General features: G+C 63.5%; 26 protein-coding genes. 15 read left to right on the top strand and 11 right to left on the bottom strand.

Annotated features, from left to right (window positions below; genetic code table 11):
* Window positions 1–22 precede the first annotated feature (22 nt).
* Together IEV58_RS12360 and IEV58_RS12355 are read left to right on the top strand one after the other, a co-directional pair.
* The gene (locus IEV58_RS12360) at window positions 23–1,246 is read left to right on the top strand and encodes a benzoate/H(+) symporter BenE family transporter (protein ID WP_229729398.1); all 1,224 of its coding nucleotides are present in this window, start codon (window positions 23–25) and stop codon (window positions 1,244–1,246) included.
* A gap of 62 nt (window positions 1,247–1,308) precedes the next feature.
* Window positions 1,309–1,671 (top strand): hypothetical protein, encoded by a 363-nt coding sequence (locus tag IEV58_RS12355; RefSeq protein WP_188410013.1) that lies wholly within the window; start codon window positions 1,309–1,311, stop codon window positions 1,669–1,671.
* A gap of 6 nt (window positions 1,672–1,677) precedes the next feature.
* Here IEV58_RS12355 and IEV58_RS12350 read toward each other — a convergent pair whose 3' ends face one another.
* The 4 genes from IEV58_RS12350 to IEV58_RS12335 all read right to left on the bottom strand — a co-directional run bounded on the left by IEV58_RS12350 (window position 1,678) and on the right by IEV58_RS12335 (window position 6,515).
* The gene (locus IEV58_RS12350) at window positions 1,678–3,597 is read right to left on the bottom strand and encodes an acetyl/propionyl/methylcrotonyl-CoA carboxylase subunit alpha (protein ID WP_188410012.1); all 1,920 of its coding nucleotides are present in this window, start codon (window positions 3,595–3,597) and stop codon (window positions 1,678–1,680) included.
* 44 nt (window positions 3,598–3,641) lie between these two features.
* Window positions 3,642–4,073 (bottom strand): hypothetical protein, encoded by a 432-nt coding sequence (locus tag IEV58_RS12345; RefSeq protein ID WP_188410011.1) that lies wholly within the window; start codon window positions 4,071–4,073, stop codon window positions 3,642–3,644.
* A gap of 90 nt (window positions 4,074–4,163) precedes the next feature.
* Window positions 4,164–5,708, bottom strand: a complete 1,545-nt coding sequence (locus tag IEV58_RS12340; RefSeq protein ID WP_308791256.1) for a carboxyl transferase domain-containing protein — start codon at window positions 5,706–5,708, stop codon at window positions 4,164–4,166.
* 153 nt (window positions 5,709–5,861) lie between these two features.
* On the bottom strand, window positions 5,862–6,515 hold the full coding sequence (locus tag IEV58_RS12335) for a glutathione S-transferase family protein (RefSeq protein WP_188410009.1): 654 nt from the start codon (window positions 6,513–6,515) through the stop codon (window positions 5,862–5,864).
* A 145-nt stretch (window positions 6,516–6,660) separates the two neighbouring features.
* On the opposite strand from IEV58_RS12335, the gene recO reads away from it, so the two are divergent.
* The gene (gene recO, locus IEV58_RS12330; protein ID WP_188410008.1) at window positions 6,661–7,398 is read left to right on the top strand and encodes a DNA repair protein RecO; all 738 of its coding nucleotides are present in this window, start codon (window positions 6,661–6,663) and stop codon (window positions 7,396–7,398) included.
* 59 nt (window positions 7,399–7,457) lie between these two features.
* Window positions 7,458–9,704 (top strand): DNA topoisomerase IV subunit A, encoded by a 2,247-nt coding sequence (gene parC / locus IEV58_RS12325; protein WP_188410007.1) that lies wholly within the window; start codon window positions 7,458–7,460, stop codon window positions 9,702–9,704.
* A 59-nt stretch (window positions 9,705–9,763) separates the two neighbouring features.
* On the opposite strand, the gene IEV58_RS12320 is transcribed toward parC, so the two are convergent.
* The 6 genes from IEV58_RS12320 to hemB all read right to left on the bottom strand — a co-directional run bounded on the left by IEV58_RS12320 (window position 9,764) and on the right by hemB (window position 15,481).
* Window positions 9,764–10,348: a biotin transporter BioY gene (locus IEV58_RS12320; protein ID WP_188410006.1), complete on the bottom strand. Its 585-nt coding sequence runs from the start codon at window positions 10,346–10,348 to the stop codon at window positions 9,764–9,766.
* An 87-nt stretch (window positions 10,349–10,435) separates the two neighbouring features.
* Entirely contained in the window at window positions 10,436–11,182 is a 747-nt protein-coding gene (locus IEV58_RS12315) for an arginyltransferase (protein WP_188410005.1), read from the bottom strand.
* 65 nt (window positions 11,183–11,247) lie between these two features.
* Window positions 11,248–11,703 carry an RDD family protein gene (locus IEV58_RS12310; RefSeq protein WP_229729397.1) on the bottom strand — a complete coding sequence of 152 codons (456 nt, stop codon included), beginning with the start codon at window positions 11,701–11,703 and terminating at the stop codon, window positions 11,248–11,250.
* Window positions 11,704–11,765: 62 nt separating this feature from the next.
* The gene (locus tag IEV58_RS12305) at window positions 11,766–12,998 is read right to left on the bottom strand and encodes a threonine ammonia-lyase (RefSeq protein WP_188410003.1); all 1,233 of its coding nucleotides are present in this window, start codon (window positions 12,996–12,998) and stop codon (window positions 11,766–11,768) included.
* 25 nt (window positions 12,999–13,023) lie between these two features.
* Window positions 13,024–14,370, bottom strand: a complete 1,347-nt coding sequence (locus IEV58_RS12300) for a branched-chain amino acid ABC transporter permease (protein WP_229729396.1) — start codon at window positions 14,368–14,370, stop codon at window positions 13,024–13,026.
* 52 nt (window positions 14,371–14,422) lie between these two features.
* Entirely contained in the window at window positions 14,423–15,481 is a 1,059-nt protein-coding gene (hemB, locus tag IEV58_RS12295; RefSeq protein WP_188410001.1) for a porphobilinogen synthase, read from the bottom strand.
* A 142-nt stretch (window positions 15,482–15,623) separates the two neighbouring features.
* Here hemB and IEV58_RS12290 point away from each other — a divergent pair, with 142 nt between their 5' ends.
* The 11 genes from IEV58_RS12290 to thiL all read left to right on the top strand — a co-directional run bounded on the left by IEV58_RS12290 (window position 15,624) and on the right by thiL (window position 24,327).
* Window positions 15,624–16,067 carry a DUF6163 family protein gene (locus tag IEV58_RS12290; protein WP_188410000.1) on the top strand — a complete coding sequence of 148 codons (444 nt, stop codon included), beginning with the start codon at window positions 15,624–15,626 and terminating at the stop codon, window positions 16,065–16,067.
* Between the two features lie 221 nt (window positions 16,068–16,288).
* Window positions 16,289–16,780: a transcriptional regulator LdtR gene (gene ldtR / locus IEV58_RS12285; RefSeq protein WP_371873624.1), complete on the top strand. Its 492-nt coding sequence runs from the start codon at window positions 16,289–16,291 to the stop codon at window positions 16,778–16,780.
* Between the two features lie 268 nt (window positions 16,781–17,048).
* On the top strand, window positions 17,049–18,329 hold the full coding sequence (locus tag IEV58_RS12280) for a L,D-transpeptidase family protein (protein ID WP_188409998.1): 1,281 nt from the start codon (window positions 17,049–17,051) through the stop codon (window positions 18,327–18,329).
* Between the two features lie 9 nt (window positions 18,330–18,338).
* Window positions 18,339–18,536, top strand: coding sequence for a DUF6898 family protein (locus IEV58_RS12275; RefSeq protein ID WP_188409997.1), 198 nt, complete (start codon window positions 18,339–18,341; stop codon window positions 18,534–18,536).
* Between the two features lie 104 nt (window positions 18,537–18,640).
* Window positions 18,641–19,942, top strand: coding sequence for a serine hydroxymethyltransferase (gene glyA, locus IEV58_RS12270; protein WP_188409996.1), 1,302 nt, complete (start codon window positions 18,641–18,643; stop codon window positions 19,940–19,942).
* Between the two features lie 25 nt (window positions 19,943–19,967).
* Window positions 19,968–20,450, top strand: a complete 483-nt coding sequence (gene nrdR, locus IEV58_RS12265) for a transcriptional regulator NrdR (RefSeq protein ID WP_188409995.1) — start codon at window positions 19,968–19,970, stop codon at window positions 20,448–20,450.
* Window positions 20,447–21,595 carry a bifunctional diaminohydroxyphosphoribosylaminopyrimidine deaminase/5-amino-6-(5-phosphoribosylamino)uracil reductase RibD gene (gene ribD / locus IEV58_RS12260; RefSeq protein ID WP_229729395.1) on the top strand — a complete coding sequence of 383 codons (1,149 nt, stop codon included), beginning with the start codon at window positions 20,447–20,449 and terminating at the stop codon, window positions 21,593–21,595. The genes nrdR and ribD overlap by 4 nt, the downstream gene beginning before the upstream one ends.
* Window positions 21,596–21,615: 20 nt before the next feature.
* Window positions 21,616–22,233, top strand: coding sequence for a riboflavin synthase (locus IEV58_RS12255; RefSeq protein ID WP_188409994.1), 618 nt, complete (start codon window positions 21,616–21,618; stop codon window positions 22,231–22,233).
* 123 nt (window positions 22,234–22,356) lie between these two features.
* Entirely contained in the window at window positions 22,357–22,854 is a 498-nt protein-coding gene (gene ribH, locus IEV58_RS12250) for a 6,7-dimethyl-8-ribityllumazine synthase (protein WP_188409993.1), read from the top strand.
* A gap of 1 nt (window position 22,855) precedes the next feature.
* Window positions 22,856–23,323, top strand: a complete 468-nt coding sequence (gene nusB, locus IEV58_RS12245) for a transcription antitermination factor NusB (protein ID WP_188409992.1) — start codon at window positions 22,856–22,858, stop codon at window positions 23,321–23,323.
* A complete protein-coding gene (thiL, locus tag IEV58_RS12240; protein WP_188409991.1) occupies window positions 23,323–24,327 on the top strand; it encodes a thiamine-phosphate kinase in 1,005 nt (334 codons plus the stop codon). The genes nusB and thiL overlap by 1 nt, the downstream gene beginning before the upstream one ends.
* A 39-nt stretch (window positions 24,328–24,366) precedes the next feature.
* Here the strand turns inward: thiL and IEV58_RS12235 are convergent, their stop codons facing one another.
* Window positions 24,367–25,617: an alpha/beta hydrolase gene (locus IEV58_RS12235; protein WP_229729394.1), complete on the bottom strand. Its 1,251-nt coding sequence runs from the start codon at window positions 25,615–25,617 to the stop codon at window positions 24,367–24,369.
* Window positions 25,618–25,681 lie beyond the last annotated feature (64 nt).

The following is a 25,681-nucleotide window of genomic DNA, read 5'->3' as shown; positions in this document are numbered from 1 at the left end:
ATCCGCGAAACGGATCGGACCCATGTCCACTTTGATTTGGGTGGTGAGCCCGTCATTGTGCGACCCTGTCCCAGGGAATCGTCCGAAAGTTCTCATGCGCCTGTCGATCGTCACATCCGCCATTGTTGCCGCGCTCGTTGGCTTTGGCGCCACCCTGGCCATCATCGTTGCCGCCGGTCAGGCCGTGGGCGCCGATCCCCTGCAGACGGGATCATGGGTTGCGGCGCTTTGCCTCTCGATGGCAGCGACCACGGGCTACCTGTCGGTGCGTTATCGGCAGCCCATTATCACCGCCTGGTCCACGCCGGGCGCTGCGTTGATCGCCGGAACGGGCGGGGTCTATGGCATGAACGATGCCGTGGGCGCGTTCCTGCTCGCCGGTGCCCTCATTCTGCTGACGGCTGCCTTCCGCCCTCTCGGACGGCTGGTTGCGGGCATCCCCGAGAGGATCGCCGCGGCCATGCTCGCCGGCGTGCTCTTTGATTTCGCCGCCCGTGTCTTTGAGGTCCTCCCACAGACGCCCGGGCTTGTCCTGCCGCTGGTGATCATCTTTTTCCTGGTGCGCCTATTCAGCCCCTCCGCAGCCGTGCTGACGGTTCTGATTGGCGGCGTGATCCTGTCCTTGGGGCTCGGTTTGAACGCGCCACTGCCCCAGGATATCGCTCTGTCACGCTTCGTCCTGGTCATGCCCGAGTTCGAAATGTCCACCCTGATAGGGCTCGGCCTGCCGCTCTATCTGGTCACCATGGCTTCACAGAATCTCCCTGGCTTTGCTGTCCTGCGCACGGCAGGCTACGAGCCCCCGGTTCAACCGATCCTCGCCATAACCGGCCTGGCCTCGCTGTTGACGGCCCCCTTCGGTGCCCACACCAGCAATCTCGCGGCGATCACGGCGGCCCTGTGCACGGGACCGGATGTGCATCCCGATCCTGCCAAACGCTGGATGACCGGCCCCTTCTACGCGCTGACCTATCTTGTGCTCGCAGCCTTTGGCGCCTCACTGGTCGGCCTCTTCGCGGCCATGCCTTCCGCCCTGATCGTCACCGTCGGTGGTCTGGCGCTCCTTGCCCCGCTCATGGGAGCGCTGACAGCGGCGATGTCCGGAGAGGGCGATCGATTTTCCGCGGTTGTGACCTTCGTCGTCACCGCATCCGGCATGTCCATCTTCGGCATCGGGTCTGCATTCTGGGGTTTGCTGGCCGGACTTGCCATCACCGCGTTAATTGATCTCAGGGCGAAAACTTGAGCCGCCTTTACCGGGTGAAGCATCTTGTCCCTATGTCGATCTCACACGAGGAGCACGAAACCATGACAAAGCCATTGCTGGGCATCGCTGCAGGGCTGATCTTGCTTTCGGCGGGGGCTGCAGTGTCTCAGCCCATGCGGGCATCTCCTCTCGCTCCGATTGAAGGCGCGCTGCGCGTCCAGGTGAACATGTCCCTGACCGCCCCCACCTCGGACGACATGCAGAAGCAGCGCGAGATCCAGGAGCAGCTTCGAGCCGCACATTATGAGATCGCAAGTACGGAATGCGATCGGCTGTCGGCGGTCTTCAAGCAGGACTGCGCGCTGGTTGCCTTGACGGTCCAGGTCGCGCAGAACCGCGACGAACCCAACGCCGACACGATCACCAGCACGGCCAACGCGCAGTTTCGGCTAACCAAGCGTTGACGACCGTCAGTGGTCGGTGATGACGAGAAGCTGCGTTCCCTCGGTCACCTGATCGCCGTCCTGCACTTTGACACTGGCGACAATGCCGGCGCGCGGTGCGGCGAGCGCATGTTCCATCTTCATGGCCTCGATCAGCACCAGGCGCTGGCCCCGTTCCACGGTCTCTCCGGATTGGACGAGGACCGACAGCACGCGGCCGTTGAGGGGCGCGCGGATTGCGGTGTCGCCCTCGGCGCTCACTTCCGCCTCCACGTCGAAGGGATCGGGAAGGCGGACGGTCGTCTGGCGCCCCCTTGCCAATGCAATGACGGCATCCGGCGTGTCGATCAGCACCACCCCTTCCGCCGTCGCGGCGGGATCAACCTCCACCTGCACTCCATCGGCGATGATCGAGAGGGGTTGCGAAACCATCGCACCCAGGCGAAAGCAGTCCGGAACCGACCATGGCGAAAAGCGCTCGTCGGAACGGCTGGCATCGAGTTTTGCCAGCCGTTCCCGTTCCCGCTGCAGCAGCCGCCTCGCTGCGGCGGAGACAACTGTGGCGGATGGAGCTTGCGGGAACGCGCCAAGAGCGTCGAGATTGCGGTCGATGAAACCAGTGTCGAAGATCTCGGCGCGAAAATCGGCGTGGCTGGCGAGAGCGGAGAGGAAGGCGACATTGGTCCGCGGGCCTGCCACGAGGGTCGCTTGAAGGGCGGCCTGCAGCCGCTCGAGCGCCTCTTCACGCGTCTCTCCCTGAGCGATGACTTTTGCGATCATGGGGTCGTAGAACGGAGAGACGGTGTCGCCTTCGGACACGCCGCTGTCGATGCGTATGCCCTGGGCACGGGGCAGCTTCAACGCGTGCAGCGTTCCGGTCGAGGGCAGGAAGCCGGTTTCAGGATCTTCCGCATAGACTCGTGCCTCCACGGCGTGACCGTGGATGGCCAGATCGTTCTGGCTGAACGGCAGGGGTTCGCCCGCGGCGACACGCAGTTGAAGCTCAACGAGATCAAGTCCGGTAATCGCTTCCGTCACCGGATGTTCGACCTGGAGCCGGGTGTTCATCTCCATGAAGAAAAACCCGTCGGGCCTCAACCCGCGCGAGCCGTCGACGATGAATTCGACGGTACCGGCGCCGGTATAGCTGACCGCTTCTGCGGCGGCGACGGCGGCCGCGCCCATGACGGCACGCACCTCCTGCGTCATTCCCGGGGCCGGCGCTTCCTCGATCACCTTCTGGTGGCGGCGCTGCAGGGAGCAGTCACGCTCGAAGAGATGCACGGTGTTGCCGTGGCTGTCGGCAAAGATCTGCACCTCGATATGGCGCGGATTCTGGATATAGCGTTCCACCAGCACCCGCTCATCGCCAAAGGCGTTCAGCGCTTCCCGCTTGGCGCTGTCCAGCGCATCGAGGAACTCGGTTGCCTTGTCGACGCGGCGCATGCCCTTGCCGCCGCCGCCGGCCACCGCCTTGATCAGAACCGGATAGCCTATCTCATAGGCCTTTTCGCGCAGGAAGTTGGGTTCCTGCTTTGCGCCATGAAATCCCGGCACCACAGGAACGCCGGCCTTGGAGACGATCGCTTTGGCTTCGTCCTTAAGTCCCATGGCCCGAATCGCCGATGGCGGCGGCCCCACGAAAACGGCACCTGCGGCGGCAACAGCCTCCGCAAAATCAGCGTTTTCAGAAAGGAAGCCATAGCCAGGATGAACGCAGGCCGCGCCTGTCTCACGTAGGACGGTGAGGATCTTGTCCTGGTTCAGGTAGCTGTCGCGGACAGGCGCTGGGCCGATGAGATGAGCCTCATCGGCCTCCCGCACATGAAGGGCATCGGCATCGACCTCGGAGTAGACCGCGATGGTGCGAAGGCCGAGCCGGCGCGCCGTGCGGATGATACGGCAGGCGATCTCTCCGCGATTGGCGATGAGGATGCTGTCAAACATCGAAAGCCTCCCGATCGTTATGTCTGCGCTTGAAGATGAGCGCCTCAGAGGCCGGGAACGCGATACCAGCCGGCGGCGTCGAGCTTGCGCGTGGAGCCGGAGCAGGTTTCCACGCGTGTGCCCGGCAGCAGCGGCGGGCGGCGGCCGCGATTGTTGCGGGCGAGCTGATCGATAATCTCCTTGCAGGCGACGATGGTGAGGCCACGGATGCGTGGGATCCGGCGCGCCCATTCTTTCTGGCTGCCGGTGGTACCCGGGATGAGAAGGAGAACGCCGCGCCCGTGCATCAGGATGCGGAACTGCTTGGCATCGCCGCTCTTCAGCGCGTCCTCGGCGGCATTCAGCGCGGTGGCGAATTCGCCGGGGCTATGCTGGGTGATGGTGGTGTACTGCCGCTGGCCGGGACGCATCTGCGCCTGTGCAGGCAAGGCGAGGGCCGAAGCGAGGAAGGCGGCAATCAGGAGGGATTTACGCATCGAGATACCCGGAGGATGTTGGGCGAAAGATAAGGCTTCTGTCATAGGCGCTAATTTGGAAATTGTAACGCCATTTCAAGTTCATGGGCGCTACATCCTGAATATGCCGAAGCGCGAATTCCCAATCGGCGCATTGAGTGCGGCGGAAAAGGCCAGCGCCAGAGCGCGCCGGGTTTCCCGTGGTGTCAGGATGCCGTCGTCCCATAGCCTGGCGGTGGCGTGATAGGGCGATCCTTCTTCCTCATACTTCGCGCGGATTGGCGCCTTGAAGGCCTCTTCGTCCTCGGCTGCCCAGCTTTTGCCGTCCGCCTCCAGGTTGTCGCGCTTCACGGTGGCTAGCACGCTCGCCGCCTGCTCGCCGCCCATGACCGAGATGCGGCTGTTGGGCCAGGTGAAGAGGAAGCGCGGCCCATAAGCCCGTCCGCACATGCCGTAGTTGCCCGCTCCGAACGAACCGCCCACGAGAAGCGTGATCTTTGGCACCTCGGCGCAGGCGACCGCCGTCACCAGTTTCGCGCCGTCCTTGGCGATGCCGCCGGCTTCATATTTCGAGCCCACCATGAAGCCCGAGATGTTCTGCAGGAACAGCAGTGGAATGCCGCGCTGACAGCACAGTTCGATGAAGTGTGCGGCCTTCAGCGCGCTTTCGGAAAAGAGGATGCCGTTGTTGGCGATGATGCCAACGGGGATGCCATGGAGGCGCGCAAAGCCGGTAACGATGGTCGTGCCATAGGTGGCCTTGAACTCATCGAGCTCCGAACCGTCGACCAGGCGCGCGATGACTTCGCGAACATCATAGCTTTTGGAAAGCTGCGCCGGCACGATGCCATTGAGTTCAGCGGGATCATACAGCGGGTCGGCGGGCTCGGAGAGGGCAAGATCAATCGTCTTGCGCCCGCCGAGATTGGCCACGATGCGCCGTGCAATCGCCAGCGCATGGGCATCATTGGAGGCATAATGATCTGCCACGCCCGATATCTTGGCGTGGACATCGGCGCCGCCGAGCTCTTCGGCCGAGACAATCTCTCCGGTAGCGGCCTTCACGAGCGGCGGCCCGCCGAGGAAGATGGTGCCCTGGTTGCGCACGATCACGGTCTCATCGGACATGGCCGGTACATAGGCGCCGCCCGCCGTGCAGGAGCCCATGACCACGGCCACCTGCGCAATGCCCTCCGCCGACATCCGCGCCTGATTGTAGAAGATGCGGCCGAAGTGCTCGCGATCGGGAAAGACCTCTGTCTGATGCGGCAGGTTGGCGCCGCCGGAATCAACGAGATAGAGGCAGGGCAGGCGGTTCTCGCGCGCGATCTCCTGCGCGCGCAGGTGCTTCTTCACCGTCATCGGATAATAGGTGCCGCCTTTGATGGTGGCGTCGTTGGCCACCACCATGACCTCGCGGCCTTCGACCCGGCCTATACCAGTGATGATTCCCGCGCCATGGATGGCTTCGTCATAGACGCCGAAGGCCGCCAAGGGCGCGACTTCCAGGAACGGTGAGCCGTGGTCGAGCAGTTGTTCGACCCTCTGCCGCGGAAGAAGCTTACCTCGAGCAGTGTGGCGTTCTCGGGCTTTGGGCGATCCGCCCTGGGCAGCCTCGGCGCGCCGCTCGGCCAGCTCTTTGGTAAGACGGTCCATGACTTCCGCATTGGCGCGGAATTCGTCGGAGCGCGTGTCGATCTGGGAACGGATAACGGGCAAGCGGGCAGGATCCTCATGTCATGGGCCGGGATGAGTCCCGACCGAAGGAGTTAAGCGCGCTTGCCCCCGGATGGAAAGTCTCGCGAGGCGTCAGTCGATTTCATAACGAGCCGCGCGCGGCTCGTCCCGCGCCGCCTCATACCATTGCTGCATCGCCGGGAGGCCGATGACGGCGTCCATATAGGCACGGATATCGTCAGGCACGGGCACGGCGTAGGTGTGAAAGCGCCAGACCACGGGCGCATACATGGCATCCGCACCCGTGAAGCTGCCGAACAGGAAGGGCCCTCCATGACCGAAGCGCGCGCGGGTGTCGGTCCAGATGGCGATGATGCGGGCAATGTCGGCCTCCACCTCCGGCTTCTGCGGCCGGGGCTTCACCGGCCGGTGGAGGTTCATGTCGAGATGGCCGCGCAGCGCCTGGAAACCGGAGTGCATCTCCGCCGAGATGGAGCGGGCGTGGGCACGGGCGGTGGAATCCTCCGGCCACAGCTTGGCTTCCGGATGACGCGTCGCCATCTCCTCGATGATGGCGAGCGAATCCCAGATCGTTTCGCCGCGATCGGTCTTCAGCACCGGGACCTTTCCTGCCGGAGAATGCCTGAGGATGTTCTCCCGCGTGTCCGGTTGGTCGAGCAGCACCAGCACGTCCTCTAACGGAATCCCGCTTGCGCGCATGGCGAGCCAGGGCCGCAGCGACCACGACGAGTAGTTCCTGGACCCGACGACGAGGATGTATGGCATTCACGAGCCTCCCGATCACGACTGCGCGTCAGCTTTGCCGATCAGGGCGCCGGCGGAAAATGACGTTCTGTGATGCGCTTATCAGCTTCCGTGAAGGCACCAAAGGCTTTTTGCAGCGGCCTGCGCGGCGGGATAGATTGATCTCATGGAATGGACCGACCAGGGCATCGTGCTCTCCACCCGCCTGCATGGCGAAACATCAGTGGTGCTGGAGCTTCTGACGCGCGACCACGGCCGGCACCTCGGCCTGGTGCGTGGCGGCCGCTCGCGCCGGATAAGGCCCCTTCTGCAGACGGGCAATCTCCTTCAGGCGCAGTGGCGGGCACGGCTCGACGATCAGCTCGGCAACTTCACCGTGGAAGCGATCGATCTGCCGGCTGGACGCCTGATGGCCTCACGCGCGGGCCTTCTGGGCCTGTCGCATCTGGCGACCCTGGTGCGGTTGCTCCCGGAGCGGGACGCCCATGCCGGTGTCTTTGATGCCGCCGCCGTGGTCATCGAACATCTTGATGCGGGCAACATAGCTGCTGCGGTGATGATCCGCTTTGAACTGGAACTCTTGAGCGAACTCGGCTTCGGGCTCGACCTCACGTCCTGTGCGGCGACGGGCACGGCCGAGGATCTCGTCTGGGTCTCGCCAAAGAGCGGGCGCGCGGTCAGCCGCAAGGCCGGCGCTCCCTATTGCGACCGGCTGCTGGCGCTGCCGCCCTTCCTCATAGGTTCAGGGGCCAACGCCCGTCCGACGGCTGAGGACATCATTGCCGGCTTCCGCCTGACCGGTCATTTCCTTGGTCGTTATGTTTTTGAAGCGAGGGGGATGGACATGCCGGATGCCCGTGCGGGTTTCATCGCCGCCGCTCTTCCGGAAAAGGTTGGGGAATGAGGCCTTCTGCGGCGATTCTATCGCTTGGCCTCACTCTCGCCACCGTGTAACTGTCGGCCATGGGCAATCATGTGATTCCAACAGGCGGCGAGGGCGGCGATATCGAGGTCGTGGACCTCAAGGGCGCGCTCGAAGAGCGTTACCTCGCCTATGCCTTGTCCACCATCACGCAGCGGGCTCTGCCCGACGCGCGCGACGGCATGAAGCCGGTGCATCGGCGCATCCTCTTCGCCATGCGCCAACTGCGGCTCGATCCGGGCTCGGCCTTCAAGAAGTGCGCCCGTGTTGTGGGCGACGTCATCGGTAAGTATCACCCGCATGGCGACCAGTCCGTCTATGACGCGCTGGTGCGCCTCGCGCAGGACTTCGCCCAGCGCTGGCCCATGGTGGAAGGCCAGGGCAACTTCGGCAATGTTGATGGTGATAACGCCGCCGCCATGCGTTACACCGAAGCGCGCATGACCGAGGTCGCCCGGCTGATGCTTGAGGGCCTCGACGAGGACGCCGTCGATTTTCGCGACACCTATGACGGCTCGGAATCCGAGCCGATCGTACTGCCAGCCGCCTTTCCGAACCTCCTCGCCAACGGATCGCAGGGCATCGCGGTCGGCATGGCGACCTCCATCCCGCCTCACAACGTGGCGGAGATTCTCGACGCAGCGCTGCACCTCGTCGACAACCCGCAGGCGACGACCGACGACATCCTGCAGTTCGTGCCCGGTCCCGATTTTCCGACCGGCGGCGTGATTGTCGAGCCCAAGCACATGATCGCCGAAGCCTATCGCACCGGCCGCGGTGGCTTCCGCGTGCAGGCGCGCTGGCATCGCGAGGAAACGGGCCGCGGCACCTGGGTGGCCGTTGTCACGGAGATCCCCTATCTCGTGCCCAAGTCGCGGCTCATCGAAAAGCTGGCCGAGTTGGTGCTGGAGAAGAAGGTGCCGATCCTCGCCGATGTGCGGGATGAGTCGGCCGACGACATCCGCATCGTGCTGGAGCCGCGTTCGCGCGGCATCTCCGCCGAGCTTTTGATGCAAAGCCTCTTCAAGCTGTCTGAGCTTGAAGCGCGCGTGCCCCTCAACATGAACGTCCTGGTCAAGGGACGGGTGCCGCAGGTGCTCGGCCTTGCCCCCGCTTTGCGTGAATGGCTCCATCATCGCCGCGAAGTGGTGGTGCGCCGCGCGCGGTTCCGTCTTGCCGCCATTGAGAAGCGGCTCGAGGTGCTGTCGGGATTCCTGATTGCCTATCTCAACATCGATGAGGTCATCCGCATCGTCCGCGAGGAGGACGATCCGAAGGCCGAGCTGATGCGGCGCTTCGATCTCACCGAAGTGCAGGCCGATGCCATCCTCAACATCCGGCTGCGCTCGCTGGCGAAGCTTGAGGAGATCGCGATCCGCAAGGAGCACGCGAGCCTGGAACAGGAAAAAGCCGGCATCGAGGCACTGCTTGGTTCCGAACGGCGGCAATGGACCAAGGTGAAATCGGAGATCGCGGCGGTGCGCAAGGTCTTTGCGCCCGAGACCGCCCTCGGCAAGCGCCGCTCCGACTTCGGCGAGGCCTCGGAAGTGCCGCTTGCCGATCTGGCGGAAGCCTTTGTCGAGCGCGAACCACTGACGGTGGTGGTATCGGAAAAGGGCTGGATCCGTGCGCTGAAGGGCCACGTCCAGGATGTGGCCGGCCTGACCTTCAAGACCGGCGACAGCCTCAAGACCGCCTTCTTCGCAGAAACGACGTCGAAGCTCCTGGTGCTCTCCAGCAATGGCCGTGTCTTTACGCTCGATGCATCCAAGCTGCCGGGCGGACGCGGACAGGGCGAGCCGATCCGTCTCGGCATCGATCTTGAGGAGGCCGCCGACATTATCGCGGTGGTGACATACAAGCCCGGGGCAAAGCGTCTGATCATCGGCACCGACGGCCGCGGCTTCGTGGTCCCGGAGGATGACCTGATCGCATCCACCCGCAAGGGCCGGCAGGTGCTGAATGTCGATGGCACCGTCCTGGCGAAGCTGTTCGTCCCGGTTCAGGGCGATACTGTCGCCATCGTCGGCGAGAACCGCAAGCTCTTGCTCTTCCCGATTGGCCAGGTGGCCGAACTTGGCCGTGGCAAGGGCGTCCGCCTGCAGCGTTACAAGGACGGCGGCGTTGCCGATGCCAAGACCTTCACCTTGGCGGAGGGACTCACCTGGACCGACAGTTCGGGCCGGACCTGGACGGTGACCGAGCTGCTGGAGTGGTTCGGCAACCGTGCCGACGCGGGACGGCTGCCGCCCAAAGGCTTCCCTCGCAGTAACCGCTTCAGCGGCTGATCTTTCCACGCAAAAAAGGGCGGCTCGCGAGCCGCCCTTTGTGCATTGGGACGAATTGTTCAGATCGTCGGTGCTGCCGAACGGCCGCGCAGGGCAGCCTTGACCATGGCAACGCCAAGCAGGGTCTTCACGATAGAACCGACGATAAACACCGCGAGGCCGGACACCAGCGCCTTTTCCCAGCCGATAAGCACGGCGAGCCAGGCAACACCAGGAACGAAGACCAGCGCATGGCCAAGCGTCAGCGATGCTGCGAGCTTGGGAAGGCTGTTGTTCCAGCCCCGGTCGGCGAGATAGCCAATGGCGATGGCGCCGAGGAAGAAGCCGACGAGATATCCGCCGGTGGGGCCCATGAAATAGGCAAACCCGGCACCGGTGGCGAAAACCGGAAGGCCGATGATGCCCTGGATGAGATAGGCGCCAAGGATCTCGCTGGACAGGCGAAAGCCCGAGAGCGCGGCGATGACGATGATCGCCAGTGTCTGCAGCGACATCGGCACCGGATACATCGGCACGTTGATCCGTGCCGCCGCGGCGATCACGAGGCTTCCCAGGGCGATGATGGCAATGCGCCGTGCAATCGAATTGCCGGCGAGGGTGGCGAGCGGCGTCGACGCGGGCGTCGAGCTTTCGATATAGGCCATGGATTCAGTCTCCCGTTTGCCTGGATGAGGCAGCCGCACCTTCGGCAACGGGATGAAATACGTCAAGCGTCGCGGCGCGTCTTGTTCTCAGCTTTCGAGGACCCAGCCCTCCGCCCTTAGGCGCTCTTGCGGCCGGAAGCGGCCCTTGTAAGCCATCTTCACAGAGCCTTCCACGAGGTAGCCGAGATAGAGATAGGGAAGGCCCGCTTTGATCGTGCGCCTGATATGGTCGAGAATCATGAACGTGCCGAGCCCACGTCCAGCCTCTTCCGGGTCATAGAAGGAATAGACCATGGAAAGGCCGTCGCCGAGCCGGTCGATAAGAACGGCGGCCAGCAATGAGCCGCTGCCGCGTCCGTTGATGGCGGTGTCCGGCCCCCGGCGGCGGTATTCGACCACCTTGGTGCGGACGTGGCTGTCTTCGATCATCTGCGCATAGTCGAGCGCTGTCATACGCACCATACCACCATCTCCATGCCGGGATTCGATGTAGCGGCGAAACAGCGAATACTGCTCGGAGGTCGGGTGAGGTGGCATCTCGGTGCCGATGAGATCGGCATTTGTCGCAAGGTTGCGGCGGAGCGAGCGGGTCCAGTCAAAATTGTCGACCCTGACGCGGACCGAGACACAGGCCCTGCAGTTCTCACAGGCCGGTCGGTAGGCGATGGTCTGACTGCGGCGGAATCCGCCCAGGGTCAGCATGTCGTTCATCCGGGCGGCATCCGTACCCACGATGTGGGTGAAGACTTTCCGTTCTTCGCGGTCCGGCAGATAGGGGCACGGCGAGGGGGCCGTCAGGTAGAACTGCGGAGTGTTGCGCGGATGCTCGGACAATTATTCCCTCTGCGAACCGGGTGCCGAAGAAGAGGATAGCACCCGGCGCGCTTTTGCAAAATGCTTCAGGTGAGGCGCAGCAGTGCGTTTTCGACCGTGATGCCGACCAGCATGTCGTGCAGCATCCGCTTCCGGCTGTTGAAGAGAGACACCAGCAGGATCAGCGGCGTCAGGAAGCTCACGCTCACATAGAACAGGATGACGTGCGCCGCGCCCTGGATGAAGTCCGGACGACCGCCGGATTCGCGCCTGGTAACGAGGCCTGCCGCGCGCATGCCCACCGTGGCGGAATGCTCGCCACCGACGGTCATGCCGGAGTAGAGAATCGCGATCACCGGGAAGATGCCGCCGTAGAGCAGCCATGCCAGCCCAAGCGTGATGATGCCCAGGAAAAAGACCAGGACACCCACGGCAAGGCTCAGCAGCGCGACGATGGTGAAGTCGATGATGAAGGCGAGCATGCGTCGGCGCCGTACCGCATCGAAGCGGGCATCATCGGCAAGTGTATAGGTCGCGGTCATTGGTGATCCTCGTGATCGATTCCAGTCCATTTCATATGGGTGCGCCTGATCGAAACGCCAGATCAGTGAGTACCGCTGTCTCCGGCTCCGGAATCGAGACGCCGGCAGATCATTCCATCCTGGATCAAGGCCGCCATGATGTCTTCCGCATGCGCGCGGTTGCGGGTTTCCACCGTGACGTCGATGGATGCCCCTTTGGCTGGGATATCAAGGTAGAGCCGACTGTGCGCGACCTCGAGAATATTGGCGCCGAGCTCGCCCAGACGTGAGGCGATCTTGCCGAGGACGCCGGGCTGGTCGGTGATGGTGAGGCGGAAGGAAACGATACGATCCTCCCGTTCCAGCTCACGCACCATGATGGAGGCGAGGATGCGGGGGTCGATGTTGCCGCCGCACAGGATCAACCCGACCTTGCGGTCGCGGAACACCTCGGGATGAGCGAGCATGGCGGCGAGACCGGCCGCGCCCGCGCCTTCCGCCATGGTCTTTTGCAGGATGGCGTAGGCGTTGACTGCGCGTTCCAGGTCCGCTTCCGAGACAAGGATAAGGTCGGAGACCATCGCCTCGACGATCGGGCGCGTGAGGACGCCGACGTTCTTCACTGCGATGCCTTCCGCCAGCGTGGGTCCGCCGATGGGGCGGGCATCATGCTTCACGGCATTCCACATGGACGGGTAGAGAGCGGCTTCGACGCCGACGATCCGGATGTCCGGCCGCAAGGCCCTGGCGGCGATCGCATTGCCCGAAACGAGGCCGCCGCCGCCGATGGGGATCACCAGCATATCGAGATCTGGAACGTCCTCCAGCATCTCCACCGCGACCGTGCCCTGACCGGCGATGATATCAGGGTCATCATAGGGATGCACCCAGGTCAGCGCCTCCATCGCGGCGATCTGCTCGGCGCGGTCCTGGCTTTCCGCCAGCGTTTCCCCGTCAAGAATCACGCGTGCTCCGTGTGATTCAGTCGCCCGCACCTTCACGAAGGGGGTCGTCTTCGGCATCACGATTGTGGCGGGAATGCCGAGGCGGCGGGCGTGGTAGGCGACCGCCTGGGCGTGGTTTCCGGCGGACATGGCGATGATGCCGTCGCGCCGGGCGCTTTCCGGAAGGCGCGAGAGCTTTACCAGTGCGCCGCGTTCCTTGAAGCTGTTGGTGACCTGAAGGTTCTCATATTTGATGAAAACCTCAGCTCCGGTGAGGGCGGAGAGCTTCGGCGCCGGCAACATGGGTGTGCGCATGACGGCGTCTGCGATAACCGCCCGCGCTGCTTGGATGTCCTTGATCGTTACGCTCACGGCCGTCCCCCACTGTTGCAGCCGCTTATATGCGGCGCGGCCCGAGTTCGGCAAAGCCGAAAAAACCGCCGGGCCTCACGGCAAGAACAACGATGAGCGCGCCAAGGATTGCGACATCCCGCCAACTCGAGGGAAAGTAGCCTGACCAAAGCGTTTCGGCCATCCCGACGATCAGGCCCCCGAGGAGCGCCCCCCCGACCGACCCGATCCCGCCGAGCACGGCGGCGGCAAGCGCCTTCAGGCCTATGGCAAGTCCATTGGAGAAGCCCACACCGCCATAGTGCACGAGCAGGATCCAGCCGGCGATGCTGGCCAGCATGCCGCCGAGAACGACGGTGCCGACCAGAACGCGGCGGCTATCGACACCAAAGAGAGCCGCTGTCACAGGATCATCCGCGACGGCCCGCCAGTTTCGGCCGAAGGCGCTGCGATGCAGGAAAAGCACGACCGCTGTGGCGGCCATAAGAGCGATGACGGCAACGAAGACCTGCATGGGTGTGATCGTGGCGATGAAGCCTTCGGGCGAACGGGCGAGGGTGATCGCCGCACCGCCGACCGCCGGCAGCCATTTATCGCTTGCTCCCTGGGTGAGCCGCAGCGCTTCCTGGATCGTGATCGCGACACCGAGAGTGGCGATGATCATGTTCTGGCCAGGGCGCCCGCTCAACGGCGCGACGACGGTCTGCGCGATGATCATCGAGACAAGGCCGGACCAGAAAAGGCCCATGACAAGCCCGGCGAGAAGCGATACCGCGGGGAAGGGGAGCCCCGCGACCAGCGCCAGGCTTGCGCCGGAGAGCACTCCATAGGCACCGAATATGGCGATCTCGCCAAAGGTCAGGACAACACGGTTTACCAGGCCATAGACGAGACTGTAGGCAACGGCGAGCAGAGCGTAGACCGCGCCAACAGGAATGCCGTTGACCGCCTGCTGCAGGAGATAGGCGGCGCTGGTTGATAGTTGAAACCCGCCGCCCCCCCGGTTGTCCGGCACGGCCTCGCTTGCAGCAACACCCAGCGGCTCGAGCCACCAGCGTTTGAGGATGTGGAGCTTGATGTCCGAGAGCGGCTTCCCGTCTGTGGTGATGGCGAGAAGATTGAACCGGCCGGCCTGAAGCCCGCTGCCGTCAAAGGTGCAGAGTGTTCTTGCAACCCTTGCGCCTCGCCCGTTCTCAGCCAGCCTGTAGTCGATCATCACGGTGCCGGGCTGGCCCCCGGAGACCTGCCGGATGATGTCGATGCGTGCGCCTTCCTCATGCAGGGCCGGAAGGGTCAGCCGGCAGACGCGCACCTGCGCAGGATCGAGGCTGCTACGGGAACAGCCGACCAGAAGAACTGCAAGGATCAAGAGCGCGAGGTGAGGCCGGCACATCGTGCCGACGTTAATGGGCTTCCTGGCTGCGCGAAAGCGGCTTCAGACGACCTCAGCCGCGCGCCAGCCGCTCCGCCACCCGAGGCGCGAAATAGGTGAGAATGCCGTCAGCTCCGGCGCGCTTGAAGGCGAGCAGGCTTTCCATCATCGCCTTTTCGCCGTCGAGCCATCCATTGGCGGCGGCCGCCTCGATCATCGCGTATTCGCCCGACACCTGATAGGCGAAGGTCGGCAGCTTGAAGCGCTCCTTCAGGCGATAAACAACGTCGAGATAGGGCAGGCCAGGCTTGACCATGAGCATGTCGGCGCCTTCAGCGACATCAAGCTCGGCCTCGACCAGGGCTTCGTCGCCATTGGCCGGATCCATTTGATAGGTGCGCTTGTCACCGATCAGCGTCGCGCAGGTGCCCACGGCATCCCGGAACGGACCGTAGAAGCAGGATGCATATTTCGCGGCGTAGGCAAGGATCTGGACGTCGGTGCGGTCGGCGGCATCGAGCGCCTTGCGGATGGCACCGATGCGGCCGTCCATCATGTCGGAGGGCGCGATGACGTCGGCACCGGCCTCCGCCTGCACCAGCGCCTGGCGCACGAGGAGCTCGACGGTCGCATCATTGGCGACATCCGTGCCGTTCAAGACGCCGTCGTGTCCATGGCTGGTATAAGGATCGAGCGCCACATCGGTGATGAGACCGACCTCAGGAACAGCACGCTTGATGGCCCGCAGGGCACGGCAGACCAGATTGTCCGAGTTCAGGGCTTCCGATCCACGCGCATCGCGCAGGGCCGGGTTCGTATAGGGAAAGAGCGCAATGGCAGGCAGGCCAAGCGAGGCGGCGCGTTCCGCCTCGGCCACGGCCTCATCCACGGTCATCCGGAAGACGCCGGGCATGGATTCCACCACCTGGCGGTCACGCTCGCCGTCCATCACGAAGATCGGCCAGATCAGATCTTCCACGGTCACGGTGTTCTCGCGCACCATCCGGCGCGACCATTCGGCCTTGCGGTTGCGGCGCGGCCGGCGGGGCAGATCAAGAAGTGTCGTGCGCGATCGCGGCGTGTCGCTCTTGGCCGTGGTGCGGCTGGAAAGGCGGTCGACGGTGTCGTGCATGAAGAAACGTCCCGGAGGGTTCGGGTAAGCCTGCGTGCCGCAGGTTATCATATTGGAGCCATTCCAGAGAGCGCGCATTGACGCACCTGCGTCCCGGGGCCCAAATGTCCGGCAGCTCACGAATAAGGATTCCTCACCGACCATGATCCAGATCAAAGCTCTCGGCAAACGGCGGGACGACGCACCTCAAGATCGAAACCGGCTCAATGTGCGCTGGGATGGAATTCTGGTGGCCTTCTTCCGGGCGCTGGCGATCGCGCAGCTTCTGAAGGGGCTGATCCACTGGGGGTTGATCCTGTTCGGCGCCAATAATGAACCCGGATTTCTCAATAGCGATCCGGAGTGGTTCGCCGCCAACATCTACTTCGCGGTGATTGATCCGGTCGCCGCGGTCGGCCTGTGGTTGACCTCATCCTGGGGCGCCGTCCTGTGGATGCTCGCGGCCGGCAGCCAGATCGCCATGAGCGTTTTCTTCCCCGAGGTCTTCGGACCGCTCCTCGCGCTCGCCCTTTGGAACATGCTGCTGATCGGCCTTTACGGCTGGCTGTCGTGGCAGACGGCAGCCGCCGGGCACAAGAACGGCTAGAGGAAGAGTGGAGGTTAAGATTTCATTTCGAGCGACAATAGTCACCAACGATTAAGCAAAACAGATAAGCAGTTGTTCAGTATGAAAAATAAAGACAAATTTCATCAGAACTTTTAAGTCGTTTTTTATCCGCGCCTTTTAGGGTGTGCCGTATACACAAATTTAGCCGCGAAGAACGCGACAGGGATACGAGGCACAACATGAACACTCTTGCTCGAGCAATGGAGCCTGTGGAGATCAAGGAAAAGCCGGCCGATATTCGGTCGCAATACATGCAGGCGCTGACGCTCATCGAGCGGCTGCATCGTCGGCTTCTTGACATCATCAAGGACGAGTTCGATCGTCGCGGTCGCTCTGATCTCAACAGTGTTCAGGCGCTCCTGCTTTACAACATCGGTGATGCGGAGCTGACTGCCGGTGAATTGCGGACCCGCGGTTACTACCTGGGCTCCAACGTGTCCTATAACCTCAAGAAGCTCGTCGAGATGGGCTTCCTGCATCATCAGCGCTCGCGCATGGATCGCCGCTCGGTTCGCATCCGGCTGACCGACAAGGGTGCCGAGGTGCGTGATATCGTCGACCAGCTCTATTCCAAGCACATCAAGACCGTGGAACAGGTGGGCGGCATCCGCGCTGATGAATTCCAGGTGCTGAACAAGGCGTTGGTTCGTCTGGAGCGCTTCTGGACCGATCAGATCCGCTTCCGCCTCTGATCCCGCCGTCTACTGTATTATTTCTGCATCACGTCGCGTCGAAAGCCGCGGCGTGATCTTCGTTTGAAGCTGCCGACACTGTTCTGCCGCAAACGAATGGTGTCCAGACAGTCGCAAGGATCGGTGTCTCAGTCGTGCCCCGTTCATCACAACCGTGAGAACACAAGGGTGTCGGGGGGCGTGATCGTTGTCTGTTAACCACACGCGTGATAGGCGGGTTCGGCTGTCTTGAGGGGCAGGCGCGGGCACAGGCAAGGTCTTGGAGATCATGAAAAAACAAGCTGGGTTCGGCACTTCTGTTTCGGGTAATCCGCTGTCGCGGCGCCAGTTGCTCGGCTACGGCGCGGGCCTTGTGGCCGCCGGCGCCTTGGCATCAAAGGCGCAGGCGCAAAATGCGACCCAGATGGCCCAGGTGGAATGGGGGTCGAGCTTCGATGGCGGCGTTCAGGTGTCGCGTCTGCCCAGCACCTCCGTGCCGCTGCTCAGCGAGCAGACCGTCCAGGCGACCGAACTCGCACTTCAGGATTACATCCGCATCGAACAGCAGGGTGGCTGGCAGATGGTGCCGGCAACCTCGCGGCTGGAACTTGGACAGCGCCATCCCAACGTCATTGCTCTCAGGCAGCGCCTCGCCGTGTCGGGCGATTTCGATCCGAACGCCGGCATGTCCGACATCTTCGATTCCTATGTCGAGGCAGCGGTAAAGCGCTTCCAGGCGCGTCACGGCCTCCTGGTAACGGGCGTTGTTGGCGAGGCCATGCTGTCGGCGCTGAACGTGCCGGCGTCCACACGCCGGCAGCAGCTTGAAACCAATCTCGTGCGTCTGCGCTCCATGAGCGGCAATCTCGGGCAGCGCTACGTGGTGGTGAACATCCCGGCCGCCTCGATCGAGGCCGTCGAGGACGGCATCGTCCATTCGCGCCATATCGCGGTCGTGGGCAAGGCTGACCGTCCGTCTCCGGTCATGACGGCGCGGATCATCGACATCAACTTCAATCCGTTCTGGACGGTCCCGGCTTCCATCGTCCGCAAGGACCTGATCCCGAAGATGCAGGCGGATCCGGGCTATCTCACCAAGAACAAGATCCGCATCTACACCCAGCGCGGCGAAGAGCTTCAGCCGGAACAGGTCAACTGGACGACCGACGAGGCCACCAACTACATGTTCAAGCAGGACCCGGGCGATATCAATTCGCTCGGCTCGGTTCGTATCAACCTGCCGAACAAGGACGCCGTTTACATGCACGACACCCCGGCGAAGAACATCTTCGGCGAGAATGCGCGCTTCCATTCCTCCGGCTGCGTGCGGGTGCAGAATGTCCGTGAGCTGGTGTCCTGGCTTCTGAAGGAGTCGCCCGGCGATTGGACGCGGCAGAAGATCGATGCCGTCATCCGCTCCGGCGAACGCATCGACGCCAAGATCGCCCAGCCGGTTCCGGTTTACTGGGTCTATATCTCGGCCTGGGGTGGCGCAGACGGCGTGCCGCAGTTCCATGATGACATCTACGGCCGCGACGGCATCGGCCCGATTGCTCAGGTTCAGCAGTAAGGGCCAGGTATGACGGCGGAAGAGACCACTCCGGAGCTCGGCGAGGTCTTCTTCGAATTCGTCGTCCTTGGGCTGAACCAGAAGGTAACGGCAATTCATGGTGCAACCGCCACGGAAGTGACGGTCGTCGGCCCCGCCCATGCTCACAGGCCCGATCTGCAACGCCTCGCTCTCAACAAGCTCCGCCGACGGCTGGCCTCCGGCTAGGCATCAGCCTTGGCGTGGCGCGGCGGGATGTGCTATCGCCTCCGGCGCCTGCCGGATTCCAGGCCTTTCGGGTGATCCGGCATCGACCTATTGGGAGCATTGCCATGTCAGCAACCGAGCTTCGCGGCGCCGAAGGCGCATCGGGTTTCTTTTCCGAAACGCTCGCCGAGCGCGACCCTGATTTGGCGAAAGCCATTGGTGCCGAGCTTGGGCGCCAGCATGATGAAATCGAACTCATCGCGTCCGAGAACATCGTTTCCCGCGCTGTGCTGGAAGCTCAGGGCTCGGTCCTGACCAACAAATACGCGGAAGGCTACCCAGGTCGCCGCTACTACGGCGGCTGCCAGTTCGTCGATGTGGCGGAAGAGCTTGCCATCGACCGGGCCAAGCGCCTCTTCAACGCGGGATTTGCCAATGTGCAGCCGCATTCCGGCGCGCAGGCGAACCAGGCGGTATTCCTGGCGTTGCTGCAGCCCGGCGACACCTTCATGGGCCTCAATCTCGCCGCCGGCGGCCATCTCACCCACGGAGCGCCGGTCAATCTCTCCGGCAAGTGGTTCAACATCGTGCCTTACGGCGTGCGTGAGGACGATCATCTGATCGACTTCGATCAGCTGGAAAGCCTCGCCCGCCAGCACAAGCCGAAGCTGATCATTGCCGGCGGCTCGGCCTATCCGCGCCAGATCGATTTTGCCCGTTTCCGCAAGATCGCGGATGAGGTGGGCGCCTATTTCATGGTCGACATGGCGCATTTCGCCGGTCTCGTCGCCGGCGGTGCTCACCCCAATCCGCTCGAGCACGCGCACATCGTCACCACCACCACGCACAAGACGCTGCGCGGCCCGCGAGGCGGCATGGTGCTGACCAATGACGAAGCCATCGCCAAGAAGATCAATTCCGCGGTGTTCCCCGGCCTCCAGGGCGGTCCGCTCATGCATGTCATCGCCGCCAAGGCAGTGGCCTTCGGAGAAGCGCTTCGCCCGGACTTCAAGGTTTACGCGAAGAACGTCATCGAAAATGCTCGTGCACTTGCAGAAGTTCTGAAGGGGCATGGCTATGCCATCGTCTCCGGCGGCACAGATACGCACCTCATGCTCGCCGACCTCAGGCCCAAAAGCCTCACCGGCAAGGTGTCTGAGCTGGCCCTTGGCCGCGCTCACATCACCTGCAACAAGAACGGCATTCCGTTTGATCCGGAAAAGCCGATGGTGACCTCCGGCATCCGCCTCGGCACGCCGGCCGGCACCACACGCGGGTTCGGCGTGGCGGAGTTCCAGGAGATCGGCAACCTCATCGCTGAGGTGCTCAATGTCCTGTCGCAAAAGGGCACGGAAGAGGATAGCCTCGTGGAAGAGGCGGTGCGGGGCAAGGTGAAGTCTCTGCTCGCGCGCTTTCCGATCTACTGATCTTGCGGCAAGGGCAGGAGACCCGATGCGCTGTCCTTATTGCGGCGATCCCGACACCCAGGTGAAGGATTCTCGTCCCACAGAGGACGAGAATGCCATCCGCAGGCGGCGGATCTGCACCGCCTGCGGCCGACGTTTCACCACCTTCGAGCGTGTCCAGCTGCGCGAGCTTTCCGTGATGAAGCGGTCGGGCCGTCGCGTACCTTTTGATCGGGATAAACTGGCAAAATCGGTGGAGATCGCGCTGCGCAAGCGGCCTGTCGACCCCGAAGAGATCGAGCGCATGGTCAGCCGCGTCGTGCGGCGTCTTGAAAGCTCCGGCGAGCCCGAGGTGACATCCGAGATGATCGGTGAATATGTCATCGAGGAGTTGCGCCGCATCGACAGCGTCGCCTACGTGCGGTTTGCCTCCGTCTATCGCAATTTCCGCGAGGCGAAGGATTTCGAAGACCTTCTGGGTGAGCTCGCGAAAGGAGATACCGCGAGCCCTCTGGACGGCAACGGATGAACGCTCACGATATGCCGCAGAACAGCGTCACCGCGTCTCTGCACTATGATGAGCGCTACATGGAAGCAGCGCTCTCCTATGGCCGCCGCGGGATGGGCACCACCGCGCCCAATCCTTCGGTCGGCGCGGTCGTGGTGGTGGACAACGGCAACGGCGGCCGCATCGTCGGCGCCGGCTGGACACAGCCCGGCGGGCGCCCTCATGCCGAGACAGTCGCGCTCGCAGAGGCCGGTGAGGCGGCCCGTGGCTCCACCCTCTATGTGACGCTCGAGCCCTGTTCTCATCACGGCAAGACACCGCCTTGCGTGGATGCGATCCGCGCCGCCGGCGTGCGCCGCGTGGTGGTGGCGACGGTCGATCCGGATTCGCGCGTCAGCGGCCGCGGTATCGAAATCCTGCGCCAGGCGGGGCTCCGGGTGACGGTCGGTATTTGCGAGGCGCAGGCCTTGCGCGATCATCTCGGCCATATCCGCCGCGCCACGCTTGGACGGCCCATGGTGCAGCTCAAGATGGCGCTGTCGCGGGACGGCATGGTCGGCCTCAGGGGCCCACGTCCTGCCGTTATCTCGAGCCCGGAGTCCTTCGGCCGAGCACATATGCTGCGGGCTCAGTCGGATGCCATCATGATCGGCGTCGGCACGGCGCTTGCCGACGATCCGCAACTGACCTGCCGACTGCCCGGCCTTGAACACCGCTCGCCGGTCCGCTTTGTGGTGGACGCGCGGCTGCGTCTCCCGCTCGACAGCAAGCTCGTTCGCTCTGCTCGCAAGGTGCCGGTGAAGGTGATCACCACCGAGACCGCTCCGGTGGGGCCGGAAATCGCTCTCCGTGCGGCCGGCATCGATGTCCTGCGGGTCCGAGAGACCCTTCCCGGACGGATCGATCTTCCCGCCATGTTGGGCCTGCTCGGCACCATGGGCCTTACCCGCGTCATGGTGGAGGGTGGGCCGACCCTCGCCAACGCCTTGCTGGATGAGGGGCTTATCGATGAAGCCCTGATGGTCGCCGGTGATGTGGTCATCGGCGGCGAAGGCTTGCCGGCCTTCGACGAACCGGTGGAGGAGCGTCTCTGGCGCGCGGGGCTTGCCGCAACCTCGACGTTCCGGGTTGGGCCTGACGTCATGACGCTCTATCAGATCTCATAGAACTGCCGAGAGGATTTTTCATGTTCACTGGCCTTGTGTCCGATATCGGCGAGGTGATCCGGGTCGAGCCACGGGGAAACGAGATGCTGCGCCTTGCCATCGCGTGCAGCTACGAACTCGAAAGCATTGCCCTTGGCGCCTCCATCGCCTGTGGCGGTCCATGCCTGACCGTGACCGGTATGGGTTTGCTTGCAGATAACCGCACCTGGTTCGAAGTGGATGCCGCGCCGGAAACGCTTGCTCGTACGACAGTGGGTCAATGGGTTGCCGGAACACGCATCAATCTGGAGCGCTCACTGAAGCTCGGCGACGAACTTGGCGGGCATTGGGTCACGGGCCATGTGGACGGCATCGCCGAGATCATCACCCGGGATGATGGCGCCGAATATGCCCGCTTCGATCTGCGTGTGCCGAAGGCATTGGCGCCCTTCATTGCCGAGAAGGGTTCCGTCTGTCTCGATGGCACATCCCTTACGGTCAACAGCGTAGAGGACGATCGTTTTTCGGTGCTGCTGATCCCCCATAGCCTGGCGGTCACCACCTGGGGCGAGCGTAGGGCGGGTGATAAGGTCAATCTCGAGGTGGACCTTATGGCGCGCTATGTCGCGCGGCTTGCAGCGGCGCGTAGCCTCGTCTAGATCAGCCCGGCGGATCGGGCGCTGTCGGTCCGCGCGCAAAGGACTTATCAAGCATTTCCGGTTCCATTGGCAACGGAAAGGCTCTAGTCGTCCAGGTCACACACGAGAGCAGAGATTGTCTTGATGGTCGAGCCACGCCGCCAAGAGGCTTCGCATGAGCCGACGCACGCCCGCGTCCTCATCGTCGAAGCGCGCTTTTACGATGATATCGCGGATGCCTTGCTGGACGGCGCCCGCCGGGCGCTGGAGGCGGTCGGCGCGACCGGCGTGCTTGTCACGGTCCCGGGCGCGTTGGAGATCGCGCCCGCCATCGCCATGGCGGTTGATGCCGCCGAGGCCGCAGGCCGACCGTTTGACGGCGCGGTGGCATTGGGCTGCGTGATCAGGGGCGAGACCACCCATTATGAGCTTGTCTCAGGCGAAAGCGCACGAGCGCTGACCGACCTGAGCGTCAAGCTGCGGCTGCCGTTCGGGAACGGCATCCTGACGGTTGAGAATATGGAACAGGCGTGGGTTCGCGCCAAGGCGGATGAACTTGATAAGGGCGGCGGCGCGGTTGAAGCTGCCCTGACGTTGATCCGGCTCAAGCGGCGGCTGGCTGCGCTGGTTCGGGAGCACTGAGATGGCCAAAGGTGAGAAACGCTCCGCAGCCCGGCTCGGAGCTGTGCAGGCGCTCTACCAGATGGACCTGACCGGGGCCGGCATCGCTGATGTTTTTGCCGAGTTCGAGTCGCATTGGCTGGGCAAGGAGGTGGAGGGGCACGCCTATAAGCCGGCAGAGGCCGCCTTCTTCCGGGCGATCGTCAGCGGTGTCCTCGACCATCAGCGTGCTTTGGACCAGATCATCGATAAGACATTGGCCGCCGGCTGGCCTCTGCGTCGCGTAGAGGCGATCCTGCGCGCCATTCTGAGGGCAGGGGCGTTCGAGATCATTCATCGCCGCGATATCCCCGCCAAGGTCATCATCAGCGAATATGCCGATGTGGCGAGCGCATTCTTCGAACGTGACGAGGTCGGCCTCGCCAACGCCGTTCTCGACACGATCGCACGCGGCCAGCGCGAAGACGAGCTCAAGACGAGGGTGGGCTGATGGCGGAAGCAGGGGAGCGTCCGGATGAGGATGAGCTCATCGCAAGGTTTTTGCGTCCCCTCGCGACCTCCGAAGGTGCCGCCGAACTGCGCGATGACGCGGCAGGCTACGCTCCACCGCCTGGGCATGAACTGGTGCTGACGACCGACGCCATCGTCGCCGGTGTTCACTTCTTTCCCGACGATCCCGCCGATGCCATCGCACGGCGTGCGCTGCGCGTGAACCTGTCCGATCTTGCGGCCAAGGGGGCCGAGCCCGCTGGCTACCTCCTGACGCTCGCGCTCCCGCCGGACTGGACGGTGAACTGGCTGGAGGCCTTTACGAACGGCCTCAGGGCTGATCAGCAGGCCTTCGGACTTTCGCTCTATGGCGGCGATACGGTGCGGACGCACGGGCCGGTCTGGGTCTCGGTGACGGCGTTCGGGCTGGTGCCGGATGGACGAAGGCCGCTCCGCGCTGGTGCGAGGGTGGGCGACTGTATCTATCTCTCGGGTTCCGTGGGCGATGCCGCGCTCGGCCTCCTGCTGCGGCAAAACCCGGATCTGTTTAAATCCTGGGGCATCAGCATCGATGAGCGCGACCACCTGCTCGACCGTTATCTGAAGCCGCAGCCTCGCGTGCGCCTTGCCTCCACCATCGCTAAATTCGCGTCCGCCTCAATGGATGTCTCGGATGGATTGCTCGGTGATCTGGAGCGCCTCTGCGAGGCATCCGACGTTGCTGCCGCCGTCGAGATCGATAACCTCCCTCTGTCACCGGCGGCTCGGAAAGCCCTCCGCGCCGATTTCGATGCCCAGGCGGCAGTCCTCGGCGGAGGAGATGATTATGAGATTCTCGCCACCCTGCCGCCGGAGCATGTGAAGGACTTCGAGGAGAGCGCACGGCGCGCTCGGATACCGGTGACGCGGATCGGCGAGATCGTCGGGGGCGCGGCAGGGCGCCTTCGCGTTACCAGCGGCGGGCGCGTTCTCAATGTTCCCGCGCGCAAATACCAGCACTTTTAACCCGCTGGCTCAGAGCGCGTTAGCGTCGAACTGACGAACCTAGAGGCCGGGCTCCGTGATAATGCTGCCGGTCGAGCGGGCGGTGTGGCTCAGCCGTCCACCGAATTCCCTGGTTCGATCACCATAGTTGCGCCTCGTCCCCGGTGACACGATGGCGATGGGAGCGGCCACCACCAGTCCTGCCGCGCTTCCGACGCTTGCCGCGGCTCCCGTTGTGGCCTCGATGATCTTGTCGCCGAGCCCGATGTTCTCGTCGCTGATGTCCTGCCCAGCGAGCAGCCGTGAACCGATCAGCTTCACCACCTCGGGGCTTTCCGCGAACTTGCCGTGGTGCAAACTGTCGCCTGCCTTGACCTTGGTGAGGTCGAGCACGGCGATGCCACTTCGCTCCAGCTCGGTCTTATAGGGTTCTTGCTCCGGATCGATGGCGCCCAGCCGGGCTGTGCTGCCCCAGACACGCCGGGAGAAGGCGAGGGCCCGGTCGTCGCGTGAGACGAACAGCGTGAAACGAGGTCGCGTCTTGCCCATCTCCGCGATCTGGGTTCGGAAGACGTCCACATCGACGTCGGGGGCGGCCAGCATCACGTTCTTGATCTTCGGCGCGACGTGTCCGTCACGTATGGCCATCTGACGCAGGCCCTCCAGGGTCAACCAGTTTCCCATGGAATGGGAGAGGATGGAGATCTCATCCACCTGAGGATCGCGGGCCAACGCCTGGAGCGTCTCTTCGAAGGCATCCCGCGAGTAGTTGGTGCTCTCACGATCATAGGTATAGGCGAGCAGCTTTCCCCGAGACGGCCAGGTAAAGAGCACCGGAACCGCTTCCGCGCCGGAGTCATGGATGATCTGGGCGAAGCGGTAGACCGCCGCCTCAAACACATTGTTGTAGCCGTGGACGAACAGAAGCACACGCCGGGGGCGCTTCTGCTGCGCCAGCATCCGACGGAAGCTTCTGATGCCGCCGGCCTTGTCCACGGCCTCCGCGCGCGTGACCACGAAGTCACGAGCCGGGTCTCCCGGCAGGCGCTTCGGCCATTGAACCTCTCCCGCCTTGCGCACCGCATCCGGCGGGATCGATATGGTCATGTCGGCAAAGGCGAGTTCGGTCCCGCGCTCACCGGAGAAGAGCTCGGAGGGATTGGCGGGCGCGCGCGTCGTGGCCACCAGCATATCGATCTTCGTGGTGTGCAGTCCCTCGGCCGAGACCGGTAACAACACGCCGTGGGGCCTGCCGGCGCATCCCACGCAGAACATCATGACGGCGGCGAGGGTAATGAGGCGATGCAACATCAGGCGGCGCTCTCGGTCTGTCGGCTCATCGCATTTGAAACGTCATTAGCTCTGAAAGCGCAAG

Origin of the sequence: Agaricicola taiwanensis (genome assembly GCF_014635245.1) — a bacterium.
Classification (GTDB): Bacteria; Pseudomonadota; Alphaproteobacteria; order Rhizobiales; family Methylopilaceae; genus Agaricicola; species Agaricicola taiwanensis.
The sequence above is the reverse complement of the archived record's forward strand: the minus strand, read 5'-3'. Positions and strand labels throughout refer to the sequence as shown.

Bases quoted from the DNA above. Each gene is read 5' to 3' on its own strand.
- parC (WP_188410007.1), top strand. From the start codon at position 7,458: ATGGGCAATCATGTGATTCCAACAGGCGGCGAGGGCGGCGATATCGAG.
- IEV58_RS12340 (WP_308791256.1), bottom strand. From the start codon at position 5,708: ATGGACCGTCTTACCAAAGAGCTGGCCGAGCGGCGCGCCGAGGCTGCC.
- hemB (WP_188410001.1), bottom strand. From the start codon at position 15,481: ATGCACGACACCGTCGACCGCCTTTCCAGCCGCACCACGGCCAAGAGC.
- IEV58_RS12355 (WP_188410013.1), top strand. From the start codon at position 1,309: ATGACAAAGCCATTGCTGGGCATCGCTGCAGGGCTGATCTTGCTTTCG.
- IEV58_RS12345 (WP_188410011.1), bottom strand. From the start codon at position 4,073: ATGCGTAAATCCCTCCTGATTGCCGCCTTCCTCGCTTCGGCCCTCGCC.
- glyA (WP_188409996.1), top strand. From the start codon at position 18,641: ATGTCAGCAACCGAGCTTCGCGGCGCCGAAGGCGCATCGGGTTTCTTT.
- IEV58_RS12335 (WP_188410009.1), bottom strand. From the start codon at position 6,515: ATGCCATACATCCTCGTCGTCGGGTCCAGGAACTACTCGTCGTGGTCG.
- thiL (WP_188409991.1), top strand. From the start codon at position 23,323: ATGGCGGAAGCAGGGGAGCGTCCGGATGAGGATGAGCTCATCGCAAGG.
- IEV58_RS12310 (WP_229729397.1), bottom strand. From the start codon at position 11,703: ATGACCGCGACCTATACACTTGCCGATGATGCCCGCTTCGATGCGGTA.
- nusB (WP_188409992.1), top strand. From the start codon at position 22,856: ATGGCCAAAGGTGAGAAACGCTCCGCAGCCCGGCTCGGAGCTGTGCAG.
- IEV58_RS12290 (WP_188410000.1), top strand. From the start codon at position 15,624: ATGATCCAGATCAAAGCTCTCGGCAAACGGCGGGACGACGCACCTCAA.
- IEV58_RS12350 (WP_188410012.1), bottom strand. From the start codon at position 3,597: ATGTTTGACAGCATCCTCATCGCCAATCGCGGAGAGATCGCCTGCCGT.
- ribH (WP_188409993.1), top strand. From the start codon at position 22,357: ATGGTCGAGCCACGCCGCCAAGAGGCTTCGCATGAGCCGACGCACGCC.
- IEV58_RS12320 (WP_188410006.1), bottom strand. From the start codon at position 10,348: ATGGCCTATATCGAAAGCTCGACGCCCGCGTCGACGCCGCTCGCCACC.
- ribD (WP_229729395.1), top strand. From the start codon at position 20,447: ATGAACGCTCACGATATGCCGCAGAACAGCGTCACCGCGTCTCTGCAC.
- IEV58_RS12255 (WP_188409994.1), top strand. From the start codon at position 21,616: ATGTTCACTGGCCTTGTGTCCGATATCGGCGAGGTGATCCGGGTCGAG.
- ldtR (WP_371873624.1), top strand. From the start codon at position 16,289: ATGGAGCCTGTGGAGATCAAGGAAAAGCCGGCCGATATTCGGTCGCAA.
- nrdR (WP_188409995.1), top strand. From the start codon at position 19,968: ATGCGCTGTCCTTATTGCGGCGATCCCGACACCCAGGTGAAGGATTCT.
- IEV58_RS12360 (WP_229729398.1), top strand. From the start codon at position 23: ATGTCCACTTTGATTTGGGTGGTGAGCCCGTCATTGTGCGACCCTGTC.
- recO (WP_188410008.1), top strand. From the start codon at position 6,661: ATGGAATGGACCGACCAGGGCATCGTGCTCTCCACCCGCCTGCATGGC.
- IEV58_RS12235 (WP_229729394.1), bottom strand. From the start codon at position 25,617: ATGTTGCATCGCCTCATTACCCTCGCCGCCGTCATGATGTTCTGCGTG.
- IEV58_RS12275 (WP_188409997.1), top strand. From the start codon at position 18,339: ATGACGGCGGAAGAGACCACTCCGGAGCTCGGCGAGGTCTTCTTCGAA.
- IEV58_RS12300 (WP_229729396.1), bottom strand. From the start codon at position 14,370: ATGTGCCGGCCTCACCTCGCGCTCTTGATCCTTGCAGTTCTTCTGGTC.
- IEV58_RS12280 (WP_188409998.1), top strand. From the start codon at position 17,049: ATGAAAAAACAAGCTGGGTTCGGCACTTCTGTTTCGGGTAATCCGCTG.